The following is a 19,707-nucleotide window of genomic DNA, read 5'->3' on the forward strand; positions in this document are numbered from 1 at the left end:
AGCGCGGACCGACACGGGAGATGCCACCCCATGCGCGAAAACAGCCCACCGCTGTTCACCAGAAGAAGGCGAGCCACCGCGACCGGCGTCGCGGCCGCCCTCCTCCTGGCGACGGCGACCGCCGCTCTGCCCAGCCCCCCGGCGGCCGCCGCCGCACCCACGACGCCCAAGGTCACCGCCGGGCCGCTCACCGTGGATCAGGCCATGACCGAGGCCCGACGGACGGGCAAGCCGGTGGAGGCGACGGCGGCGGGCACGTCGACGTCGGTGGTCACCGCCCGGCCGGACGGCACGATGGAGTTGACCCAGTCGGCCGTGCCGACGCGTACCCGCGTCGACGGCCAGTGGAAGGACCTGGACCCGACCCTCGTCCGCAACCGCGACGGCGGCATCAGCGCGAAGGTGACCACCAACCAGGTCCACCTGTCACCCGGTGGCAGCGGGCCGTTGGCGAAGCTGGTCAGCGGCGACCGGACGCTCACCCTCTCCGCGCCGCTGACGCTGCCCGCGCCGGCGCTGTCCGGACCCACGGCCACCTACGCGGAGGTGCTCCCCGGCGTCGACCTCACCGTCCGGGTCACGAGCGAGGGCGCCTTCTCGCACGTCTTCGTCGTCAAGAACCGCGCCGCCGCCGCCAACCCGAAGCTCGCCACCCTCGACCTGAGCACGACCGGCGAGGGGGTCACGCTCGCCGCCGACCCGGCCGGCAACATCGTCGGCCGCGATCGCCGGAACCAGATGGTGTTGACCGCCCCCGCCCCGATCATGTGGGACTCCACCGCCGCGGCCGCGCCGGCCGCGCGGGGTGCCTCGTCCACGGCGGTGGCGCCGGGCCGGGCGGCCCGGACCGCACCCATCGCCGTCAAGCTCAGCCCCGGAAAGCTCCGCCTGACCCCGGACCGCGACCTGCTCACCGACCCGAAGACCGCGTTTCCGGTCTTCATCGATCCGACCTTCACCTGGACGCCGGTCGGGCAGAAGATGTCCGGCTGGGCGAGCATCTCCTACCAGCACCAGTCGACGAACTACTGGAAGAACACCCCGGACCCGCAGGGCCGGATGCAGGTCGGCAACTCGGGCGAGCAACGCTCCAACACGCTGATCAACTTCCCGGTGCCCTACGGCACGCTGGCCGGCGCCGAGATCTACGACGCCATCTTCAAGATCACCAACACGTGGTCGTGGTCCTGCACCGGCAAGACCGTCCACATCTACGGCCCCAGCACCACCCTGTCCGCGTCGAACGCCACCTGGAACTACTGGGAAGGCGTCAGCAAGGGCAGCGCGATCGCCTCGAAGAGCTTCGCCTACGGCTACAGCGGCTGCGACGCCGCCGCCGTCTCCTTCGACATCACCGACCAGATCGCGGCGGACGTCACCGCGAAGAAGGCAACGCGCACCCTCTGGATGGTGGCGGCCAACGAGGCCAGCGACACCCAGAGCTGGAAAGAGTTCCTCGAGACCAGCCCCACGCTGACCATCCGCTACAACCACAAGCCGAACACCCCGACCGGTATGACGACCTCGCCGAGGACCGTCTGCACCGGCGGCACCACGGTCGGCGACGGCCCGGTCTCGCTCTACGCCCCCGTATCCGACCGCAACGGTGGCACCCTCGGCGTCACCTTCAAGCTCTGGAAGACCAGCGATGCCAGCAAGACCGCCATCGCCTCCTCCAACCCGAACCTGCTCACCTACCCGTCGGGCAGCACGGCAGTCCTCGTCGTCGATGTCGGCAAGCTCAGGACTGCGGCTGGCGGAGCTGTCACCAGTTTTTCGTGGACAGTCCAGGCAACCGACTTCCGCACGCCCAGCGCGCCGTCGGCGACCTGCACCTTCGAATTCGACCCGACCCGCCCCGGGGCACCCTCGATGCGCGAGGTGCCCGATCTCACGACCACCATCGGCGAGCCCTTCACCATCGACGTGACCCCCGCCGTGAACCTCGGCAATGCCACCAAACCCGACGGCTACACCTACCAGCTCAACGCCGGCCCGCCGGTCGAGGTGAACGCCGCGGACGGCGCGGCCACCATCACCGTCGTACCCACCCGGTTCACCAACACGCTGACCGTTACCAGCGTCTCCAGCGGCGGGAACATCGGCGACAGCGCGCGTCTCGTCTTCAACTCCCAGCCCGCCGCCATGGCGGCCGACGCCGACCTCAACGGCGACGACGCCCCGGACCTGCTGACCGTCGGCGGCACCTACGGACTCCCGCCGGGGCTGTGGCTCCTACCGGGGGGCAATGAGCACGCCGCCGTGGCCGGCACGAACATCGGCGCGCAGGGCACCGGAGCGCTCAGCAACACCCCCGCCGCCTTCGACGGCGCGCAGGTCCTCAGCGGTCACTTCACCTGCACCGGTCTGCAGGACGTGCTCGCCTACTACCCCACGGGGAGCAACGCCGGGGGCGGCGCCGTGCTCCGTGCCAACGGCGACGGCAGCGTCATCCAGTCCAGGATCGACGGTAACCAATCACCGCTGATGGCTGATCTGCTCAAGGATACGGACGGCAACGCTCCGCTCCAGCTGACCAATGCCGGGGACACCCGTCGTGCAGGACTGCCCTGCCCCGACCTCATCGGCATTAGCGGCGACCCCACCACGGGCTATCACCTGACCTACTACGAGGCCCTCGGAGCGCCCGGCGTCTACTTCAACCCCACACACATTCCGGTGCCGACCCCGGCCGGGGACGACGCCTGGGACCAATGGACGCTCGCCACCGCCCAGATGTCCACCGGCACCGCCATGTTCCTCTGGAACCGCACCACCGGCGCCCTGCACCTCTGGACCGACCTCGGCTACAACAGGGACAACGACGCGTTCACTTACACCCCTTACCAGCTCTCCACCAGCTGGAACCCGGGTGCCGACCTCAAGCTCCAAGCGGCCGACATCAACAGTGACGGCACGGCCGACCTCTGGACCGTCGGCGCCGGCGGCGTGACGCGCGCCTGGCACGTCGGCGACCTGGCGGCCGGCACCGGAACGATCACCGCCCAGCAGCCCCAGACGCTGGTCACCTCCGACCACAACTGGCTGCTCGACGACGGCACGACGGGCCCGGCGACCAACGCGTCGGACGTGGCGGGCACTTTGCACGCGACCGGCACGGGTGGTGTGCAGTGGAGCACCGGTGGGACGTTCGACCCCGACGTGCTCTTCGACGGCACCAACGGCGCGCTGACCACCAGCACCGCCGCGGTGAACACCACCGCCGACTTCACCGTCGCCGCCTGGGTCAGGCCGACGGCCCTCGGCGGCACCGTGCTCTCCCAGAGCGGCACCACAACCGCCGGCTTCCGGCTCTGGACCAACGCCGCCGACAGGTCCTGGCGGTTCACCATGGCCCGTACCGATGTGGCGAGCCCCGTCCTCGACACCGCGGCGAGCGCTCCCGGCACCGCGCAGGTCGGCGTCTGGACGCACGTGATGGTCAGCTTCACCAAGGCGACCGGAACGATGACGCTCTACGTCAGCGGCGTCAACGCCGGAAGGGTGAGCCATCCCGCTGTGTTCAGCGCCGCGGGCGGCTTCCGGATGGGCGGCCACAAGACCGGAGCGAGCACCTGGGGCGGCTGGTTCGCGGGTGAGCTCTCGAACGTCCAGACCTGGAACCGGGTCTGGACGATCGACGCGGACACGGCGGCCAGCGGCGACGTCACGGGCGTCACCGCGTCCAACGGCACCGTGCTGGCCTACCGGCGCGGCGGTGACGGCTGGATCTGGGGCAGCGGCCAGGTCACCGTCGGCGGCACTTTCGGCGTGTGGAAGCGCATCGGCAACCGCGGCGGCTTCATCGGCAGCCCCACGGCGTTGAAGGGAGCCAACGGCACGATCGTCGTCTACGCCAGAGGCATCGACAACCAGATGTACGGAGTCGGGCAGCCCTCGGTGGGGGCGGCCTTCACGAACTGGGGTGCGGTCGGCACCGGGCAGCCCGCCGCAGGCTTCGCCAGCGACCCCCGCGCCGTGCTGACCAGCAACAACACCATCGCGATCTACGCCCGGGGCGCGGACGGCTGGGTCTGGGGCACCAACCAGGCCAGCGTGGGTGGCGTGTTCGGCACCTGGCGGCGCATCGGCGTGGGTGGGGCCGGCGTTGCCGGACAGCCGTTCGTCACGAAGGCCGCCAACGGTGCGCTCGTCATCTACGCGCGCGGCACCGACAAGAAGATGCACGGAGTCGGACAGCCGTCGCCGGGCGCCGCGTTCGGCCCCTGGCAGAGGATCGGTCTGGGTGGTCCCTCCGACGGGTTCGTCGGCGACCCGGCCGTGCTGCTCGGCGCCAACGGCACGCTCGTGGTCTACGGCACGGGTGCGGACGGCAAGCTCTACGGGGCGGGACAGCCGTCGGCCGGCGCGGCCTTCGGTAACTGGTCGGTCGCGGGCACCGGGCAGCCGGCGCTCACCGGTCGTCCGACCGCGTTGCTCAGCACCACCGACCGGATCGTCCTCTACGGGCGCGGCACCGACGGGAAGATCTGGGGCACCGGGCAGTCCGCCGTCGGCGGCGGCTTCGGCACCTGGGGCGTCATGGGGGCCGGCCAGCCGTCGAGTGGGTTCGCCAGTGACCCGAGCGCGGTGCTCGGTGGAAACGGCGCCATCACCCTGTTGGCCCGCACCACCGACAACCGGGTCTACACGGTCGGCCAGCCTTCGGCCGGGGCAGCGTTCGGGAGTTGGACGGAGATCTCCTGATGCGCTGACGGTGCCGTGCCACGGTCATCCGTGTCGGGGCGCCCGAGCAAACCGGGCCCTGTCCTGCGGCGCGATCGCGTCGCGGGGCAGGGCCCGTTCTCGCAGCGGCGCCGTTGATCGACTCGATTCCCTGGATGTCGGGGTGTCAGGAGCGTGCGGACGCCCCGACATCCAAGAAGCCGAGTCGATCAACACCGGCCGTCAGACCAGGTCCGCCTCGCAGAGCAGCTTCCAGAGCCCGGCGCCGTCGGGAGCGGAGAACCACCGCTGCCCCACCGGCCCCTCCGCGTGCGGGCGCTCCGCCGGGGCGGGCAGGCCACCGGCGAGCACCGCCTGGGTGGGCGAGAGGCGGCGAATCGCCACCCCGGCCACGTTCTCCGGGTGGGCCGCCGCGAACTCGCGGTAGATCTCCTGGTCGTGCTGGCCGTCGTCGCCGACGAGCAGCCACCGCACGTCGGGGAACTCGCGGGCCAGCCGGGCCAGGGTCTTGCGCTTGTGCTCCATGCCGCTGCGGAACCACCTGTCGGCCGTCGGCCCCCAGTCGGTGAGCAGCAGCGGGCCGGCCGGGTAGAGGTGCCGGGAGAGGAACCGGGTGAGCGTCGGCGCGACGTTCCACGCGCCGGTGGAGAGGTAGAAGACGGGCGCGCCCGGGTGGGCGGTGACCAGCCGTTCGTAGAGCACCGCCATGCCGGGCACGGCGGCCCGGGCGTGCTCGTCGAGCACGAACGTGTTCCACGCGGCGAGCAGCGGCCGGGGCAGGGTGGTCACCATGACCGTGTCGTCGATGTCGGAGAGGATGCCGAAGCGCACGGCCGGGTCGAGGATGCGCACGGGCGCCTCGACCGGCTCGGCGTCGGGCATGCTGAGCCGTACGCTGCCCCAGCCCGGGGGCAGCTCCGCCTCGACCACCGTGTCGATGAACCCGCTGCGGTCGGTCTGCGTCTCGTGCCGCACGCCCCCCGCCTCGACGGTGACCGTCACGTGCTTCGCCGGGAGGGTGGTGAAGCTGCGCCAGCCACGGACCTTCTCCAGCCGGGACCGCTGCCGGGTGTCCGGTCGGCCGATCAGCACCCTGCACATCACCCGCACCCAGCCGGGGGCGCCGTAACAGGTGTACGCGACGATGTTGATCCGCCAGCCCGTGCGCCGGAGGCGGCGCTCGAAGAACTGGTGGACGGCGTCCTCCATCCGCGCCGCCCGGTGCAGACGCGGAACGGCCAACTGGCCGGCGGGAGTCGGTGGCACGCTGACACCCTGCCACACGAGCGCGGCGGCGGCCACGCGGGCGATCTCCCGTCCGGCCGCCCGCGTGGCCGGGCCCGAGCTCACCGAGCCGAACCGGTCTGCCGGATCGCCCTCGCCCGGCTCGGCGAACGTGAAACACTCCGGTCGGGACGACGACGGGGGCGTGGTCGTGTCGCAACCTGTGCAGCAGCACCGCCGGCGGCGGCGCCGGCGGCTCGACCGCCCGGCGCTGGTCGCGCTGCTGCTCGGGCTGGCCGGGTTCGGCTACCGGCTGGTCCTGACGCTGCTCACGGTGCCGGTGTCGAACAGCGACGAGGCCACCTTCGGCCTGGCCGCCCTGCACATCGCGCAGGGGCGGGAGCATCCGGTCTTCCTCTACGGCCAGCGCTACATGGGCATGCTCGAGTCGTACCTGGCCGCACCGCTGATCGCGCTCTCCGGGCCGAACTGGCCGGTGCTGCGGCTGCCGATGCTCGTCCTCTACGCGGTCTTCCTCTACCTGATCCACCGACTCACCCGGCGGATCTGCTCCCCGTGGTTCGCCACGTTCGTGGTCGGCCTGCTGGCGCTCGGCCCGGAGCGGGTCGTCCGGGACCAGTTGACGGTGGTGGGCGGCCGGCCCGAGGTCAAGGCGGCGGTGCTGCTGATGCTGCTGATCGCGGTGGGGTTGGCCGGCGGCACCATCCGGCGACGACGGTCGGCCGTCGGGCTCTTCGGGCTCCTCGCCGGCCTGGCGCTCTGGTCCGACTGGCTGATCGTGCCGTACCTGGCGGTGGTCGGGCTGCTGCTGGTCTACGCGGCGCGCCGGGAACTCCTCGGCTGGGCCGGGGCGCTGCTGGTGGTCGGATTCCTGGTCGGCGTCGCCCCGATGATCTGGGACAACGCCGTCGCCCCGCCCGGCCAGGACTCGCTGTCGGTGTTCCGGGAGATCAGCACCAAGGAGGGTCCGTCGCCGCCCTGGTCGCAGCGGCTGGAGGGCGGCCTGCTGCAGGGGGTGCCGCTGGCCGGCGGCCTCTGCCCGATCGGCGGCTGCGCGCCGTCGCAGCAGTGGTTCGGGGCGATCTACCCGCTGCTGCTGGTCGGCTCGGCGGCGTTCGCGCTGATCGCGTACCGGCGCACCGCCGGCGCACCGCTCGCCGCGCGGATCCGGTGGGTCACGCACCTCGCGCTGGTCGCCGGCGCGGTGCTCACCCTGCTGGCGTACGTGCGCAGCCCCCTCTCGGCCACCGACCCGCTCGGCTACGCCCGGTACCTGTCGGTGCTCCAGCTCTCCCTGCCGGCGGTGCTCTGGCCGCTCTGGCTGGCGGCGGAGGCCTGCTGGCGGGGCACGGTGGGCGCGCTCGGCCGGTTGACCGGCGCGGTGGCGACCGGGGTGCTGGCCGGGCTGGCGGCGGCCGGCCTGGTGGTCACCGTGCTCTTCGCCGCGACCGGTCTGGGCGCGTCCCGTGAGGAGGAGCGGCAGGCCCGGGAGCTCGCCGCCGTCCTGCGCGCCGACGGTCCCCACGAGGTGTACGCGGGCTACTGGATCTGCAACCGGCTGGTCTTCAACACCGATGAGAAGGTGGTCTGCGGGGTGCTCGACGACAACCTGATGCCCGGGCAGAACCGGTACCTGCCGTACTGGCGTCAGGTGGGTCGGGCGGACCGTCCGGGGTACGTGGTGGAGGCCGGTTCGCCGGTGGAACGGCACCTGCGGGGGCTGCTCGGCGACCGGGTCGAGACCACGCCGGTACGCGACGTCGGCCGCTACCGCGTCTACCACCCGGAGACCCCGCTGCGGCCCTGGCGGTAGATTCCACCGGGTGCTCATCCTGCTGCCGCCCTCTGAGGGGAAGGCCGACACCGGTACCGGCCGCCCGCTCGACCTGGCCACACTCTCCCTGCCGGAGCTGAACCCGGCCCGCGGGGAGGTGCTCGCCGCGCTGGGCGCGCTCTGCGCCGGGCCGGACGAGACCGCGGCCCGGGCGGCGCTCGGGCTCAGCGAGGGTCAGCACCACGAGCTGCGACGCAACGCACGGCTGCCGCAGGCCCGCACCGCGCCGGCCGCCCGGATCTACACCGGGGTGCTCTACGAGGCGCTGGACCTCCCGTCGCTCCCCCCGGAGGCCACCCGGGCCGCCCGCCGCTCGATACTGATCAGCTCCGGGCTCTGGGGCGCCGTACGCCTCACCGACCGGATCCCGCCCTACCGCTGCCCCATCGGGGCGAAGCTGCCCGGCCCGGGTGCGTTGGGGGCGTACTGGCGGCGGGCGCTGGGGCCGGTGATGGCCGAGGCGGCCGGGAACCGCCCGGTGCTCGACCTGCGCTCCGGCGCGTACGCCGCGACCTGGGCCGCGCGGGGTGCGGTCGCGGAGCGGACGGTGACCGTGCGGGTGCTGCACGAGCGCGAGGTGGACGGGGTCCCGGTCCGCTCCGTGGTGAGCCACTTCAACAAGGCGACGAAGGGGCGGCTGGTCCGCGACCTGCTGCTCGCCGGCGCCCGGCCCCGGACCGCCGACGATCTGGTCGGCGCGCTGCGGGACCTGAAGTACACCGTGGTGGAGCAGCCGACGCCGGCCGGCCGGCCACGGGCTGTCGACCTGGTGGTCACCCAGCTGTAGGAGACCGTCGGGACACTCCGCCGCAGCCGCTGCGGGCGTTCCCGGCGACCTTTCAGGGCGTGCGCAAGATTTCCTCAAGGCTGGGGCGGATCGGTTCCGTGTCCGGCGCGTACCGGTCACGGTAGGAATACCCCGACTCCGACAAAGGAGTACCTCCGTTGGCCTCCGAACCCGCCCTGCTAGACCGGCCGCGTCGCCCGGCGACGCCACCTCCGCTGGACTGGCTGACCCTGGCCGACGCCTTCGAGGCCGCCTGCCTGCTGCGCTGCACGCCACCGCCGGCCGAGCCGCGCCCGCACCGCGCGGTGGGCCGGCGTTCGGCCGCGGTCGTGGAGTTCAATCGGGAGGACGCCGCACAGCGGATGCGGCAGCTGTTGGACCGACTGGACATACCCGTCGAGCACGAGATGACCTTCGGTGGCCTGCGCCGCCGCTACGAGCTGCACCGCCTGCGGGTACCGCCGGCCCACCGGGGCCGCTACTCGCGCCTGACGGAGGCCGGCTGGTGGCAGGGGCGCCGTGAGTTGCTCGCCGCCCCGGTTCCCGGCGCGTCGACCCCACGCCGGGTCTGGGTGCCGCGGCTGGCCGCCGCGGCCTGGCGCTCCGCGCTGCTGGCCGGGGGGCGGCACGTCCGCCGGCACATCCTGGGGGTACGACTCACCGACCGCGAGCTGGCCGCCGTGCTGATCCGCAGCGCCGCCCTGCTCCGCGTGCCGGCGGAGCTGCGCCCGGGCACCGGTTGTTTCCTGGTCAGCGTGGCCGACGGTCCGGACCGGCGCCGGATCCTGCAACAGACCGCGCTGGCGCCCGCCCCGGCCGCCGAGTCTGCCTGACCGCCGGCGGCGGCGACCCGACCCGGTGCTCCCCGGCCGGGGCGAGCGTCGACGACGCCGGCCCCGACGGGAACCGGGTCGCCGGTCAGCGGGACGTCAGGGCCCGCTCCGCGTACGCCCAGAGACGATCGGCCGTAGCCGGGTCCGTGGCGTGCACGGCCACCCCTCCGGTGGCCTCCGGACCGCCGACCACCACCTCGACCTCCTGGTTGTCGCTGAAGTAGCGGCCGGTGACCCCGTCGACCAGCGGCGAGGCCGCCAGCAGCACGGTGGTCGCCGCGCCCTGGGCGGGGGTCTTGTAGTACTCCAGGTCGATCCGGTTGCCGGCCTCGTCCAGCACCCCGAACGAGCGCAACGTCTCCTCGTCCATGTGCCGCTGCAGATTGGTGTTGATGTAGCCGGGGTTGAGCGCGTTGGCGACGATGCCGTCGGCGGCCCAGCGCCGGGCGATGCCCACGGCGAGCAGCACGTCCGCGGTCTTCGACCGCCCGTACGCCGACCACGGGTCGTACGGCTGCCGCTCGAACTGCGGGTCGTCGAAGTCGAACGCTTCCCGCAGATGCGCACCGGAGCTGACGATCACGACCCGGGCCGAGCCGGCGGCCCGCAGGCTGTCGTGCAGACCGCGGGCGAGCGCGAAGTGGCCGAGGTAGTTGGTGCCGAGCTGGAGCTCCCAGCCCTGCGGGGTGAGCTGCCGGGTGGGGATCGCCATGATCCCGGCGTTGGCGACGAGCGCGTGCAGTGGCCCCTCCCAGGCCGCGACGAAGGCGTTCACGGAGGTCAGGTCGGCCAGGTCGAGGGCGGCGGCCCGCACCACACCGGACCCCGCCCCGGCGAACTCGGCCACCAGGCCGTCGGCGGCGGCCGGGTTCCGGGTGGCGACGGTGACCTCCGCCCCGGCCCCGGCGAGGGCGCGGACGGCTTCGGCGCCGATGCCGGACGCGCCGCCGGTGACGATCATGCGGCGACCGGTGAGGTCGACGCCGTCGAGGATCTCGGCGGCGGTGGTACGGGCCGTGAACGGGGTGCTGGTTCGGGTTTCGGCGCTCATACGTCCACGCTACGAACGACCCGTCGGACTGTCTGTAATTTAGAGTCCGTCACTCTTTAGGGAGCGTCCAGAGGAGCGTCGTGGATCCGTTGGAAGAGGTGCTCGCGCTTGTCGGCGTGACCAGCCGGCTCTCCGCCGCGTTCGCGGCCGGCGGCCGCTGGGCGGTCCGCTTCGACCCGCCGGACGGCGTCAAGTTCAACGCCGTGCGGCGCGGCAACTGCCTGCTGACTGTCGACGGCGTGCCGGAGCCGGTGGCCCTGGCCCCGGGTGACTGCTTCCTGCTGACCCGGCCCCGGGCGTTCACCCTCGCCGGTGATCCGGACACTCCACCCGAACCGGCCGGGCCGATCTTCAGGGCGGCCGTCGAGGGCGTCGCCCGGGCCGGCGCCGGCGACGACGCCTTCCTCATCGGCGGCGCGTTCTCCTTCACCGAGCGCGCCCGCACCCTGCTCCTGGACGCCCTGCCGCCGGTCATCCACGTGCCGGCGGCGACGCCCGAGGCCGCTACCGTGCGCTGGGCCGTCGGGGAGATCGACGCCGAGCTGCGGGCGACGCCGCTGGGCGGCACGCTGGTCGCCGAGCACCTCGCCCTGGTCATGCTGATCCGCATCCTGCGGCTGCACCTCGCCCGGACCGGCGGCTCCGGTTGGCTGGCCGGCCTGGCCGACCCGGTGCTCGGCCCCGCGCTGCGGGCGATGCACGCCCACCCCGCGCAGCCCTGGACCGTGGCCGAGCTGGCCCGGGTCGCGGCGGTCTCCCGGTCCACGCTGGCCGCCCGGTTCCGGGAGGTCGTCGGCCGGAGTCCGTTGGAGTACCTCACCGGCTGGCGGATCGAGCTCGCCGCCGACCGGATCCGCCGCAGCGACGACACCCTGGCCAGCATCGCCCGGGCGGTGGGGTACGGCTCGGAGAGCGCGCTCAGCGTGGCCTTCAAACGCACCACCGGTGTCACGCCGCGCGCCTACCGCAGCCGACTCGCCCCGACGGGCTGAATCCCCTGGCGCGGCGCCGGCCACACGAGCCGGACGGCCAGGAACGCCCGGCGGCGCGGGGGTTGCGCCCGCCGGATACCCGGGCGCAGAGTGCAGCCCGTGAGTCGTACCCGGCCCGGACGTGCCGCCCCACCCGCCACGCTGCTGGCCGTGCTGCTCGCCGTGAGCCTCACCCTCGCCGGCTGCCGGGATACGCCGGGCGAGCCGGTGACGATCCGGATCGCGACGGGCAGCCCGACCGCTGTCTACCACGCGTTCGGGGAGTCGCTGGCCGCCATCCTCAACCGGGAGCTGCCCGGGGTCCGGGCCAGCGTCGTGGTGACCGCCGCGTCGGCGGAGAACGTACGACTGGTCGGCTCCGGCCGGGCCGAGCTCGGCTTCACCCAGGCCGACGTGCTGCCGGCGGCCCCCGGCGCGGATCCCCGGGTGGCCGCGATCGCCCGCGTCTACGACGACCAGTTGCACCTCGTCACGTCCGGCGGCGGCCCGGTGCGCACGGTCGCCGACCTGCGCGGTCGGCGGGTCTCCCTCGGCCCGGCCGGCTCCGGCACCGAGATCACCGCGACTCGCCTGCTCGACGTCGCCGGGCTCGGCGGTGACCGGGTCCGCCGGACCCGGCTCAACCTGGACGCGTCGGTGGCCGCGCTGCGATCCGGCCGGATCGACGCGTTCTTCTTCTCCGGCGGCCTACCGGTGGGGGCGATCGCCGACCTGGCCAGTGGCAGCCCCACCCGGATCGTCGACCTCGGCGCCTGGACCGAACCGCTGCGGGAGCGCTACGGGGAGTTCTACGTCTCCCGGGACATCCCCCGCTCGGTGTACGGGATGGATCCGATCACCACCGTCGCCAACCCGAACTTCCTGATCGTCCGCGCCGACCTGCCCGAGCCGCTGGTCCGGAACGTGACCCGGCTGCTCATGGAGCGACGCTCGGAGCTGGCCGCCGCGCACCCCGCGGCCCGACGGATGAGTCCCCGCTCGGCGATCGCCACTTCGCCGCTGCCGCTGCACTCGGGGGCCGCCGCCTGGTACCGAGCGGCGAAACCCTGACCGCTCCCCGCCCGACGGCGCCGCGCGGAGAGGCAGCCCCGCTCGACGGCGCCGCCGGAGAGGCAGCCCCGCTCGACGGCGCCGCCGGAGAGGCAGCCCCGCTCGACGGCGCCGCCGGAGAGGTAGCCCCGTTCGGCGGTCGCTAGCCCAGGGCGGCCGGCAGCCGCGGCTGCGCCGGAGCCATCTCGGGCGGCACGGCGCGCTTCGGCCCGTCGTCGGGACCGGGGAACCAGAGGCTGGCGACGAGGCCGCGCGGCTCCCCCGCCCACATGGTGAGCCGTCCGCCCGAGGCGTCGACCAGCACGGCGGCGATGGCCAGACCGAGGCCCGCGCCGTCCAGGTTCTGCACGTCCGGCGCCCGCCAGAACCGCTCGGTCGCCTGGCCGAGCTGGCTCGCGGTCATCCCCGGCCCGTTGTCCCGCACCTCGAGCGCCACTCCCCCCTCCCGGGCCGCCACCGTCACGGTGACCTCCCCGCCGGTCCCGCTGAACTTGACGGCGTTGTCGATGAGCGCGTCGAGCGCCTGGTCCACCGCGGTCGGGACGGTCCGGGCGTACACCGGCGCGTCGCACGTGACGAGGCCGAGCGCGACCGACCGGTGCCGGGCCAGTGGTCGCCACGCGGCGACCCGGGAGGCCGCCACCTCGGCCGCGTCGACGGTGACCCGCTCGTTCTCCTGACGCTCGGCGCGGGCCAGGGTGAGCAGCCCGTCCAGCACCAGCGCGAGGCGGTCGGTCTCCTCCAGGGCGAGCCGGTGCTCGTCCCGGCCCTGCGCATCGGTCAGGCTGGGGCCCAGCTCCTCCACCCGCAGCCGCAGCGCCGTCAACGGGTTGCGGAGTTGGTGGCTGGCGTGGGCGACGAAGGCGCGCTGCCGGTCCATGACGTCCGACACCGCGTCCGCCATCGTGTTGAAGCTGGCCACCAGCCGGCGCAGCTCCGGCGGGCCGAGATGATGCTGCACCCGGGCGCTGCGGTCGCCTTTCGTGATCTCGTGGGTGACCGCGTCCAGCTCGGTGACCGGACGCAGCACCCAGCCGGCCAGCCCGAAGGCCGTCAACACACACGCCAGGACGGCGAGCAGGCCGATCCCGGCGAGCAGCAGCCACCAGGTGGTGACCGTACGGCGGAGCGCGGCGGACGGGCTGGCGGTGACGACCGCGCCGAGCACCTCGCCCCCGTCGTTGATCGGCACCGCGACGATCACCGGCCCGCCCTGCCACGGCCACACCGACTCGGGGCCGCTGACCTGCTGCCCGGCGAGCGCGGCGTCCAACGCCAGGGTGGTGCCCGGGGCGCCGTGCCAGCTGGTCGAGTCGACGACGGTGTCCCGGTCCCGGTCGACCACCACCGCGCCGATGCCGTAGAGCGCGTCGTAGCTGCGCAGCTCGCTCCGCAACGGGCCGGTGCTGCCGCCGCGCAGCGCGGGCCCGGCGAGCGAGGCGAACCGGGTGGCGTCGGCGAGCCGGTCGGCGCGTACCCGGTCGGTCTCCCGGGTGGCGAGGATGAGCGCCAGCGGGGTCTCCAGCGCGATGAGGACCAGCACCATCAGCAGCAGGTAGCTGATCACCAGCCGACGACGCACCGAACCACCTCACTCGCCCCGCAACCGGTAGCCGATGCCGCGTACGGTCTCCACCAGCCGGGGATCGCCGAGCTTGCCGCGCAGCGAGCCGACGTGCACCTCGACGGTGTGCCGGTCGGTCCAGGTGGTGCCCCAGGCGTCCAGGAGGATCCGGTCGCGGGGCACCGCCACGCCGGGCTGCCGGGCGAGGGAGAGCAGGACGTCGAACTCCTTGCGGGTGAGCGTGACGTCCCGGCCGTCGACGGTCACCGTCCGCGCCGACACGTCGATCCGGACCGCGCCGGCCTCGATCAGGTTCCGTTCCGGCGCGGCCTGCGCCGTACGCCGCAGCACCGCCTCGATCCGGGCCTGCAGCTCCACCATCGAGAACGGCTTCACCACGTAGTCGTCGGCGCCGAGCCGCAGGCCGAGCACCCGGTCGCGCTCCTCACCGCGGGCGGTCACCGCGATGATGCCGAGCTGGCTGCTGCGCCGGCGCAGCTCCCGGCACAGGTCCGTGCCGTCCCCGTCGGGCAGGGTCAGGTCGAGCAGGACCAGGTCGCACGGCGCCGCGGAGAGCGCCGCGCCGACGGTCGCCGCGTGCTCGACCTGGTAGCCACGGCGGCTCAGCGCGGACGACAGGGCAGCGGCCACCCGGCGATCGTCCTCGACCAGCAGGATGCGCACCGTGCCCCCATCCGTCGAACCCTCGTCCTGCGAAATGGTGGCAGAAGCCGGGTCCGGGCGGGAGAGCCGCCCCGGTGGCAGGCCCACGCCGGACGGCCGAGGCCGGAGGGCCGGCCACCCGGGCATCCCGGGCGGCGCGTCCGGTGCGGGGGCGGATCCGGCGACGGCGGTCAGAGGCCGAAGGTGTCGTCCGCGATGCCGTCGCGGACGCCGTCCACGAAGCCGCGGAAGGCCGGGTCGTCGTGGCTCGCGGGCACGCTCGTGATGTTCTCGCCGGTGGCCTCGGTGACCGCGTCGACCAGGGGTGGGTAGTCGAGCTCCGAGTCGCCGAGGGAGTCGTCGTCCCCCTCGGCCAGGTTGATCACGTACTGCACGTCGTCGGAGGGGGTCTCCGGATCCTGGGCCCAGTCGCTGCCCGCCTGGTAGCACTCGTCGTACAGCGCGCGCTGGCTGTCGGTCCAGTCGTCGTCGTAGTTCCGCATCGCCCACCCCTTTGCGACCCGCTCCGTCTTGAGCATGCCGGGCCGGGCGTCGACCTCGGGCCGGTACCGGGGAAACGGTGCCGGGCACGCCGTCGACCGGGTCCACCCGGGGCGTCCCGCGTACGCTGCGGAAATGATCTACAAGCTGCTCCCGACGACCGAGTGGGACGACGCCCGCGCCGCCGGCCACCTCGTCGGCACGGCGGTGGACCACCAGGACGGCTTCATCCACCTCTCCGGCCACGACCAGGTGGTGGAGACGGTTCGGCGGCACTTCGCCGGGGCCACCGGGTTGACCCTGCTCACCGTGGACCCGGCCCGGCTCGGCGACCGCCTGCGCTGGGAGTCGTCGCGCGGCGGGGAGCTCTTCCCGCACCTCTACGGCCCGCTGCCGGTGGCGGCGGTGGTCGAGGCGCAGGCGTTACCGGCGGACGTGCCGGCCGCGGACGCGGTGGCCGCGTTGATCGGTTGAGGGCTCGCTATGCTACGCCGGGTTCCGCGCCCGGCCCGCACGCTCCGTCCCGCCGCCGGCGCGGCGGCCCGAGTCGCGCGGCCGCCGGCCGGTCTCCGGGCATACGCCGGCGCGGCTCACCGGACGGCGCCACGGCGCTCCCTGCGACCCGATGCGAGTTGAAGGATGACTGACAACACTTCCCCGGCACCCTCCGTCTTCGTGCACCCCACCGCCGACGTGGAGGAGGGCGCCCAGGTCGGCGACGGCACCAAGGTCTGGCACCTGGCCCACGTCCGGTCGTCGGCGAAGGTGGGCGCCGGCTGCGTCATCGGGCGCAACGTCTACGTCGACGCGAACGTCACCGTCGGCGACCGCGTCAAGATCCAGAACAATGTCTCGGTCTACCAGGGCGTGACCCTGGAGGACGAGGTCTTCGTCGGGCCCAGCGCCGTCTTCACCAACGACTTCCGGCCCCGGGCGCAGAACCCGGACTGGACGATCACGCCGACGGTGGTACGTCGGGGAGCCTCGATCGGCGCGAACGCGACCCTCGTCTGCGGGGTCGAGATCGGCGAGTACGCGATGATCGCGGCGGGCTCCGTGGTGACCCGGGACGTGGCGCCGTACCAGCTGGTCGTCGGCAACCCGGCCCGGCCGCGGGGCTGGGTCGACGAGAAAGGCGAGGTCATCTCCCGCGACGTGGCGACGCCGCCGCAGCGGGACTGAGCGTCGCCCAGCCGGCCGGTGCACCGCGCAGCGGCCGGCTGGGCGACGCGGCTGCCGGTGAGCCATGCGGCTCACCGGCAGGGTGGATCAGGCGCAGAGACGGGTTACCTCCGCCCGGAAGCGCTCCATCGGGTTCGGCTCGTCGGGGCCGAGCAGGTAGGCCTTCAGCTCACGCCGCGCCTCGGCCATCGGGTCGTCGCCGGAACGGGTCTGGTCGAGAATCTTCCCCAGCTCACCGCAGTCCACCGAGAGCAGGTAGGCCGCGCGAGCCGTCGGGAACGAACGGCGGAACTCTTCCTCCGGCAGGCCCGCCGGGTTGGCGACCACGTACGGCCGCTGGCTCTGCACGAAATCGGAGACCACACTGGACACGTCGCTGATCAGCAGATCGGTGACGTTGAAGCAGTCGAACAGGGCCGGTACCCGGCCGGTCACGACGAGGTGGGCGTCGCCGGCCAGCGACGTGGCGTCCGCCTGCCCGCCCGCCGCCCGGATCATCGCGACGATCCGGTCGTTGGCCGCCTGCGCCTTCTTCCAGCGGCTGCCGGTGAGCGGATGCGGTTTGTAGATCACCCGGACGTTCGCGGCGAGCAGGCCCGACACGATGCGCTCGCCCATCGCCACCAGCGACGTGTGGTGCGGATCGTCGTCCAGCCAGCCCTCCCAGGTGGGCGCGTACAGCACGGTGAACCGGCGGCCCGTCGCGCCGGATCCGAACGTGTGGACCCCCGCCAGCTGCGGCCGGCCGACCTCCACGATGTCCCGGTCGAGCACGCCGACGTCGGCCCGCGCGTACCGCTCACGGCCCGCGGGACCGGCCACCCACACCTCGTCGTACACCTTGCTGTAGGGGTTGACGCTCGCCTGCTTGTCGCTGTCGCCATGACCCACGAAGACGTGCTTGACGCCCGGCTCCCGGAGCAGGTGGATGTTGGCGCCCACGTTTGCGGCGTAGAGGGCGACGCGGACGGAGCTGAAGTCGAGGTTCATGAAATCGACGCCGGCGGGGACGCAGACCACCGGCATCCGGGTGTCGGCGAGCGCACGGAAGGCGTCCTCGTGCCGGAGCAGCACCACGGCGCGACGGCCCGTAGCCTCCAGGGGCGCGAGCCACATGTTGGCCTGGTACACGTCCTTCGCGGGACCGGCGAAGTAGAGCGCGACCTCGGGACGCTCACGGTCCATCCAGGCATGCACCACTGGCAGGATCCCCGGCGCGCGTCCACGACCGCGCACCAGGGTGAGCGCCAGTACGGCCCCCGCGACGAGCCCGGCGGCCAGGGTCACCAGGCCGGCCACCACCACCGGCGAGACCCGGTCGACGAGCGCGGCCACCACGGCCGCCGGCAGGAGCAGGAAGTTGAGCAGTGGCATCCGCAGCCCTGCGACCCGACTGGCCCAGCCGGGCGGGACCGGCACCCGCCGCACCGAACCGAGATCGATGTTGCGGGTGAACGCGGGCGTGGCGGCCCGTCCGTCGACGACCCGGCCCAGGGCGGTCGTGCCGACCGCCACGGTCCAGAGCGCCGCCGGCAACAACAGGACCCCGACGGTGGCGGCCACTCCGGGGCGTACGGCGGTGACGGCCAGCAGGACGGCGGAGAGGTCGCGGACGAGCCACCGCCAGACCGGGCCGAGGCCGGCCTTCTCGAGCAGTTCGTCTGTCTCGGCGAAGCGGACGGCGAGGCCGAGCTCACCGGCCAGCACGACCAGTGCGGCGACCGCGAACGGGATCACCCAGCCCAGGGCGCCGGAGAGGACCACGATCCCGTAGCCCAGCAGGGTCACGCCGACGACGGCTAATCCCTGCTGGCTGCGTACTCTGCTGAACAACGACACACTCCCCTGTCTGCTCATCATGTGATGAGGTCCGATACGGGTCGGTGCGACCTTAAACGGGGCAAGTGCCACAGGAATTGCCGGGGTGTCCGACGGGTGAATGACGAGTGGCGGCCGTCGCGCCGGGTGCGACCGAGGTCACGCAAGGCGACGGGCCCCGGCCGGACGGCCGGGGCCCGTCGACGGGTCCGTCGCGTCAGCCGCCGATAACCACCCGGCGCACACCCTCCCAGCGGGAGGGGTCGGTGACCCGGCGACCGTCGACGAGGACGGTCACCCCCGGCAGGTCGGCCGGGGTGAGACTGCGGTACTCGGCGTGGTCGGCCTGGATCACGGCCGCGCCGACCGGCTCGCCGTCGTACGCGGGCAGGCCGTGCGCCACCAGCTCCTCGTTCGTGTACATCGGGTCGGAAACGTACGGCTTCGCGCCCCGCTGACGCAGCGCCTCGACAGTCGGGAAAACGCCGGAGAACGCGGTCTCCTTGACGCCACCACGGTAGGCCGCACCCAGCACGAGCACGCCCACGCCGGTCAGGTCGCCGTACGCGGCGGCGAGCAGGTCGACGGCGTACTCCGGCATGGCCGCGTTGGCCTCGCGGGCGGAGCGGACGACCGTGGCCGACGGGTCGTTCCAGAGGTACATCCGCGGGTAGATCGGGATGCAGTGCCCGCCGACGGCGATGCCGGGCTGGTGGATGTGGCTGTACGGTTGCGTGTTGCACGCCTCGATGACCTTGGTCACGTCGACGCCGACCGTGTCCGCGAAGCGGGCGAACTGGTTGGCCAGACCGATGTTGACGTCCCGGTAGGTCGTCTCGGCGAGCTTCGCCAGCTCCGACGCCTCGGCCGAGCCCAGATCCCACACACCGTTGGCGCGGTTGAGGTCGGCCCGCTCGTCGAAGTCGAGCACGGCCTCGTAGAAGCGCACGCCGTGCTCGGCCGACGCCTCGTCGATGCCGCCGACCAGCTTCGGGTAGCGGCGCAGGTCGGCGAAGACCCGGCCGGTGAGCACCCGTTCCGGGCTGAACACCAGGTGGAAGTCGGTGCCGGCGGTGAGGCCGGAGCTCTCCTCGATCATCGGGGCCCAGCGGTTCCGGGTCGTGCCGACGGGCAGCGTGGTCTCGTAGCTGACCAGGGTGCCCGGCTTGATTCCACGGGCGATGGCCCGGGTGGCGTCGTCCATCCAGCCGAAGTCCGGAACCCCGTCGGCGTCCACGAAGAGCGGCACGACCACGACGACTGCCTCGGATTCGGCGACCGCGGCGGCGGTGTCGGTGGTGGCCGACAACAGCCCGGCGGCCACCACCTCCTTCAGCTTGACGTCCAGGTCGGTCTCACCGGGGAACGGCACGGCACCGTCGTTGACCAGCTGGACGACCCGCTCGGAGACGTCGGCCCCGATTACGCGGTGCCCTTTCGAGGCGAACTGCACGGCGAGCGGCAGCCCGATCTTTCCGAGCGCGACGACGGAGATGTTCAT

General features: G+C 73.2%; 15 protein-coding genes. 8 read left to right on the forward strand and 7 right to left on the reverse strand.

All coding sequences use genetic code 11. The features are described 5' to 3' along the window. Positions 1 to 30 precede the first annotated feature (30 nt). The gene (locus E1211_RS01725; RefSeq protein WP_132344642.1) at positions 31 to 4,707 is read left to right on the forward strand and encodes a LamG-like jellyroll fold domain-containing protein; all 4,677 of its coding nucleotides are present in this window, start codon (positions 31 to 33) and stop codon (positions 4,705 to 4,707) included. A 201-nt stretch (positions 4,708 to 4,908) separates the two neighbouring features. Here the strand turns inward: E1211_RS01725 and E1211_RS01730 are convergent, their stop codons facing one another. Beyond that, a complete protein-coding gene (locus E1211_RS01730) occupies positions 4,909 to 5,895 on the reverse strand; it encodes an App1 family protein (protein WP_243709294.1) in 987 nt (328 codons plus the stop codon). A 226-nt stretch (positions 5,896 to 6,121) separates the two neighbouring features. Here E1211_RS01730 and E1211_RS01735 point away from each other — a divergent pair, with 226 nt between their 5' ends. From E1211_RS01735 to E1211_RS01745, 3 genes are all read left to right on the forward strand, one after another. Continuing rightward, positions 6,122 to 7,744, forward strand: coding sequence for a hypothetical protein (locus E1211_RS01735; protein ID WP_132344644.1), 1,623 nt, complete (start codon positions 6,122 to 6,124; stop codon positions 7,742 to 7,744). Positions 7,745 to 7,754: 10 nt separating this feature from the next. Then, complete coding sequence (gene yaaA, locus E1211_RS01740) at positions 7,755 to 8,552, forward strand: peroxide stress protein YaaA (RefSeq protein ID WP_132344646.1); 798 nt, start codon at positions 7,755 to 7,757, stop codon at positions 8,550 to 8,552. Between the two features lie 158 nt (positions 8,553 to 8,710). Beyond that, positions 8,711 to 9,385 carry a hypothetical protein gene (locus tag E1211_RS01745; protein ID WP_132344648.1) on the forward strand — a complete coding sequence of 225 codons (675 nt, stop codon included), beginning with the start codon at positions 8,711 to 8,713 and terminating at the stop codon, positions 9,383 to 9,385. An 85-nt stretch (positions 9,386 to 9,470) separates the two neighbouring features. On the opposite strand, the gene E1211_RS01750 is transcribed toward E1211_RS01745, so the two are convergent. Then, the gene (locus E1211_RS01750; RefSeq protein WP_132344650.1) at positions 9,471 to 10,436 is read right to left on the reverse strand and encodes an SDR family NAD(P)-dependent oxidoreductase; all 966 of its coding nucleotides are present in this window, start codon (positions 10,434 to 10,436) and stop codon (positions 9,471 to 9,473) included. A gap of 80 nt (positions 10,437 to 10,516) precedes the next feature. Between E1211_RS01750 and E1211_RS01755 the strand changes: the two genes are divergently transcribed. Together E1211_RS01755 and E1211_RS01760 are read left to right on the forward strand one after the other, a co-directional pair. Next, the gene (locus E1211_RS01755; RefSeq protein WP_132344652.1) at positions 10,517 to 11,428 is read left to right on the forward strand and encodes an AraC family transcriptional regulator; all 912 of its coding nucleotides are present in this window, start codon (positions 10,517 to 10,519) and stop codon (positions 11,426 to 11,428) included. Between the two features lie 90 nt (positions 11,429 to 11,518). Then, complete coding sequence (locus E1211_RS01760) at positions 11,519 to 12,478, forward strand: TAXI family TRAP transporter solute-binding subunit (protein WP_132344654.1); 960 nt, start codon at positions 11,519 to 11,521, stop codon at positions 12,476 to 12,478. A 142-nt stretch (positions 12,479 to 12,620) separates the two neighbouring features. Here E1211_RS01760 and E1211_RS01765 read toward each other — a convergent pair whose 3' ends face one another. From E1211_RS01765 to E1211_RS01775, 3 genes are all read right to left on the reverse strand, one after another. Beyond that, positions 12,621 to 14,060: a HAMP domain-containing sensor histidine kinase gene (locus E1211_RS01765; RefSeq protein WP_132344656.1), complete on the reverse strand. Its 1,440-nt coding sequence runs from the start codon at positions 14,058 to 14,060 to the stop codon at positions 12,621 to 12,623. A gap of 9 nt (positions 14,061 to 14,069) precedes the next feature. Next, on the reverse strand, positions 14,070 to 14,726 hold the full coding sequence (locus E1211_RS01770) for a response regulator transcription factor (protein WP_132344658.1): 657 nt from the start codon (positions 14,724 to 14,726) through the stop codon (positions 14,070 to 14,072). A 170-nt stretch (positions 14,727 to 14,896) separates the two neighbouring features. Continuing rightward, positions 14,897 to 15,208 (reverse strand): hypothetical protein, encoded by a 312-nt coding sequence (locus E1211_RS01775; RefSeq protein WP_120682790.1) that lies wholly within the window; start codon positions 15,206 to 15,208, stop codon positions 14,897 to 14,899. A gap of 133 nt (positions 15,209 to 15,341) precedes the next feature. On the opposite strand from E1211_RS01775, the gene E1211_RS01780 reads away from it, so the two are divergent. Further along, on the forward strand, positions 15,342 to 15,680 hold the full coding sequence (locus E1211_RS01780) for a DUF952 domain-containing protein (RefSeq protein WP_132344660.1): 339 nt from the start codon (positions 15,342 to 15,344) through the stop codon (positions 15,678 to 15,680). Between the two features lie 165 nt (positions 15,681 to 15,845). Continuing rightward, positions 15,846 to 16,388 carry an acyltransferase gene (locus E1211_RS01785; RefSeq protein WP_132344662.1) on the forward strand — a complete coding sequence of 181 codons (543 nt, stop codon included), beginning with the start codon at positions 15,846 to 15,848 and terminating at the stop codon, positions 16,386 to 16,388. 87 nt (positions 16,389 to 16,475) lie between these two features. Here the strand turns inward: E1211_RS01785 and E1211_RS01790 are convergent, their stop codons facing one another. Then, on the reverse strand, positions 16,476 to 18,221 hold the full coding sequence (locus E1211_RS01790) for a CDP-glycerol glycerophosphotransferase family protein (protein WP_132344744.1): 1,746 nt from the start codon (positions 18,219 to 18,221) through the stop codon (positions 16,476 to 16,478). Between the two features lie 202 nt (positions 18,222 to 18,423). Next, the gene (locus E1211_RS01795; protein WP_132344664.1) at positions 18,424 to 19,707 is read right to left on the reverse strand and encodes a nucleotide sugar dehydrogenase; all 1,284 of its coding nucleotides are present in this window, start codon (positions 19,705 to 19,707) and stop codon (positions 18,424 to 18,426) included.

Source organism: Micromonospora sp. 15K316 (genome assembly GCF_004348525.1).
In the GTDB taxonomy this organism is placed as follows: domain Bacteria; phylum Actinomycetota; class Actinomycetes; order Mycobacteriales; family Micromonosporaceae; genus Micromonospora.

Excerpts from the sequence above, each read along its gene's own strand:
- E1211_RS01725 (WP_132344642.1), top strand. The coding sequence starts at position 31 with ATGCGCGAAAACAGCCCACCGCTGTTCACCAGAAGAAGGCGAGCCACC.
- E1211_RS01730 (WP_243709294.1), bottom strand. The coding sequence starts at position 5,895 with ATGGAGGACGCCGTCCACCAGTTCTTCGAGCGCCGCCTCCGGCGCACG.
- E1211_RS01750 (WP_132344650.1), bottom strand. The coding sequence starts at position 10,436 with ATGAGCGCCGAAACCCGAACCAGCACCCCGTTCACGGCCCGTACCACC.
- E1211_RS01775 (WP_120682790.1), bottom strand. The coding sequence starts at position 15,208 with ATGCGGAACTACGACGACGACTGGACCGACAGCCAGCGCGCGCTGTAC.
- E1211_RS01780 (WP_132344660.1), top strand. The coding sequence starts at position 15,342 with ATGATCTACAAGCTGCTCCCGACGACCGAGTGGGACGACGCCCGCGCC.
- E1211_RS01785 (WP_132344662.1), top strand. The coding sequence starts at position 15,846 with ATGACTGACAACACTTCCCCGGCACCCTCCGTCTTCGTGCACCCCACC.
- E1211_RS01795 (WP_132344664.1), bottom strand. The coding sequence starts at position 19,707 with ATGAACATCTCCGTCGTCGCGCTCGGAAAGATCGGGCTGCCGCTCGCC.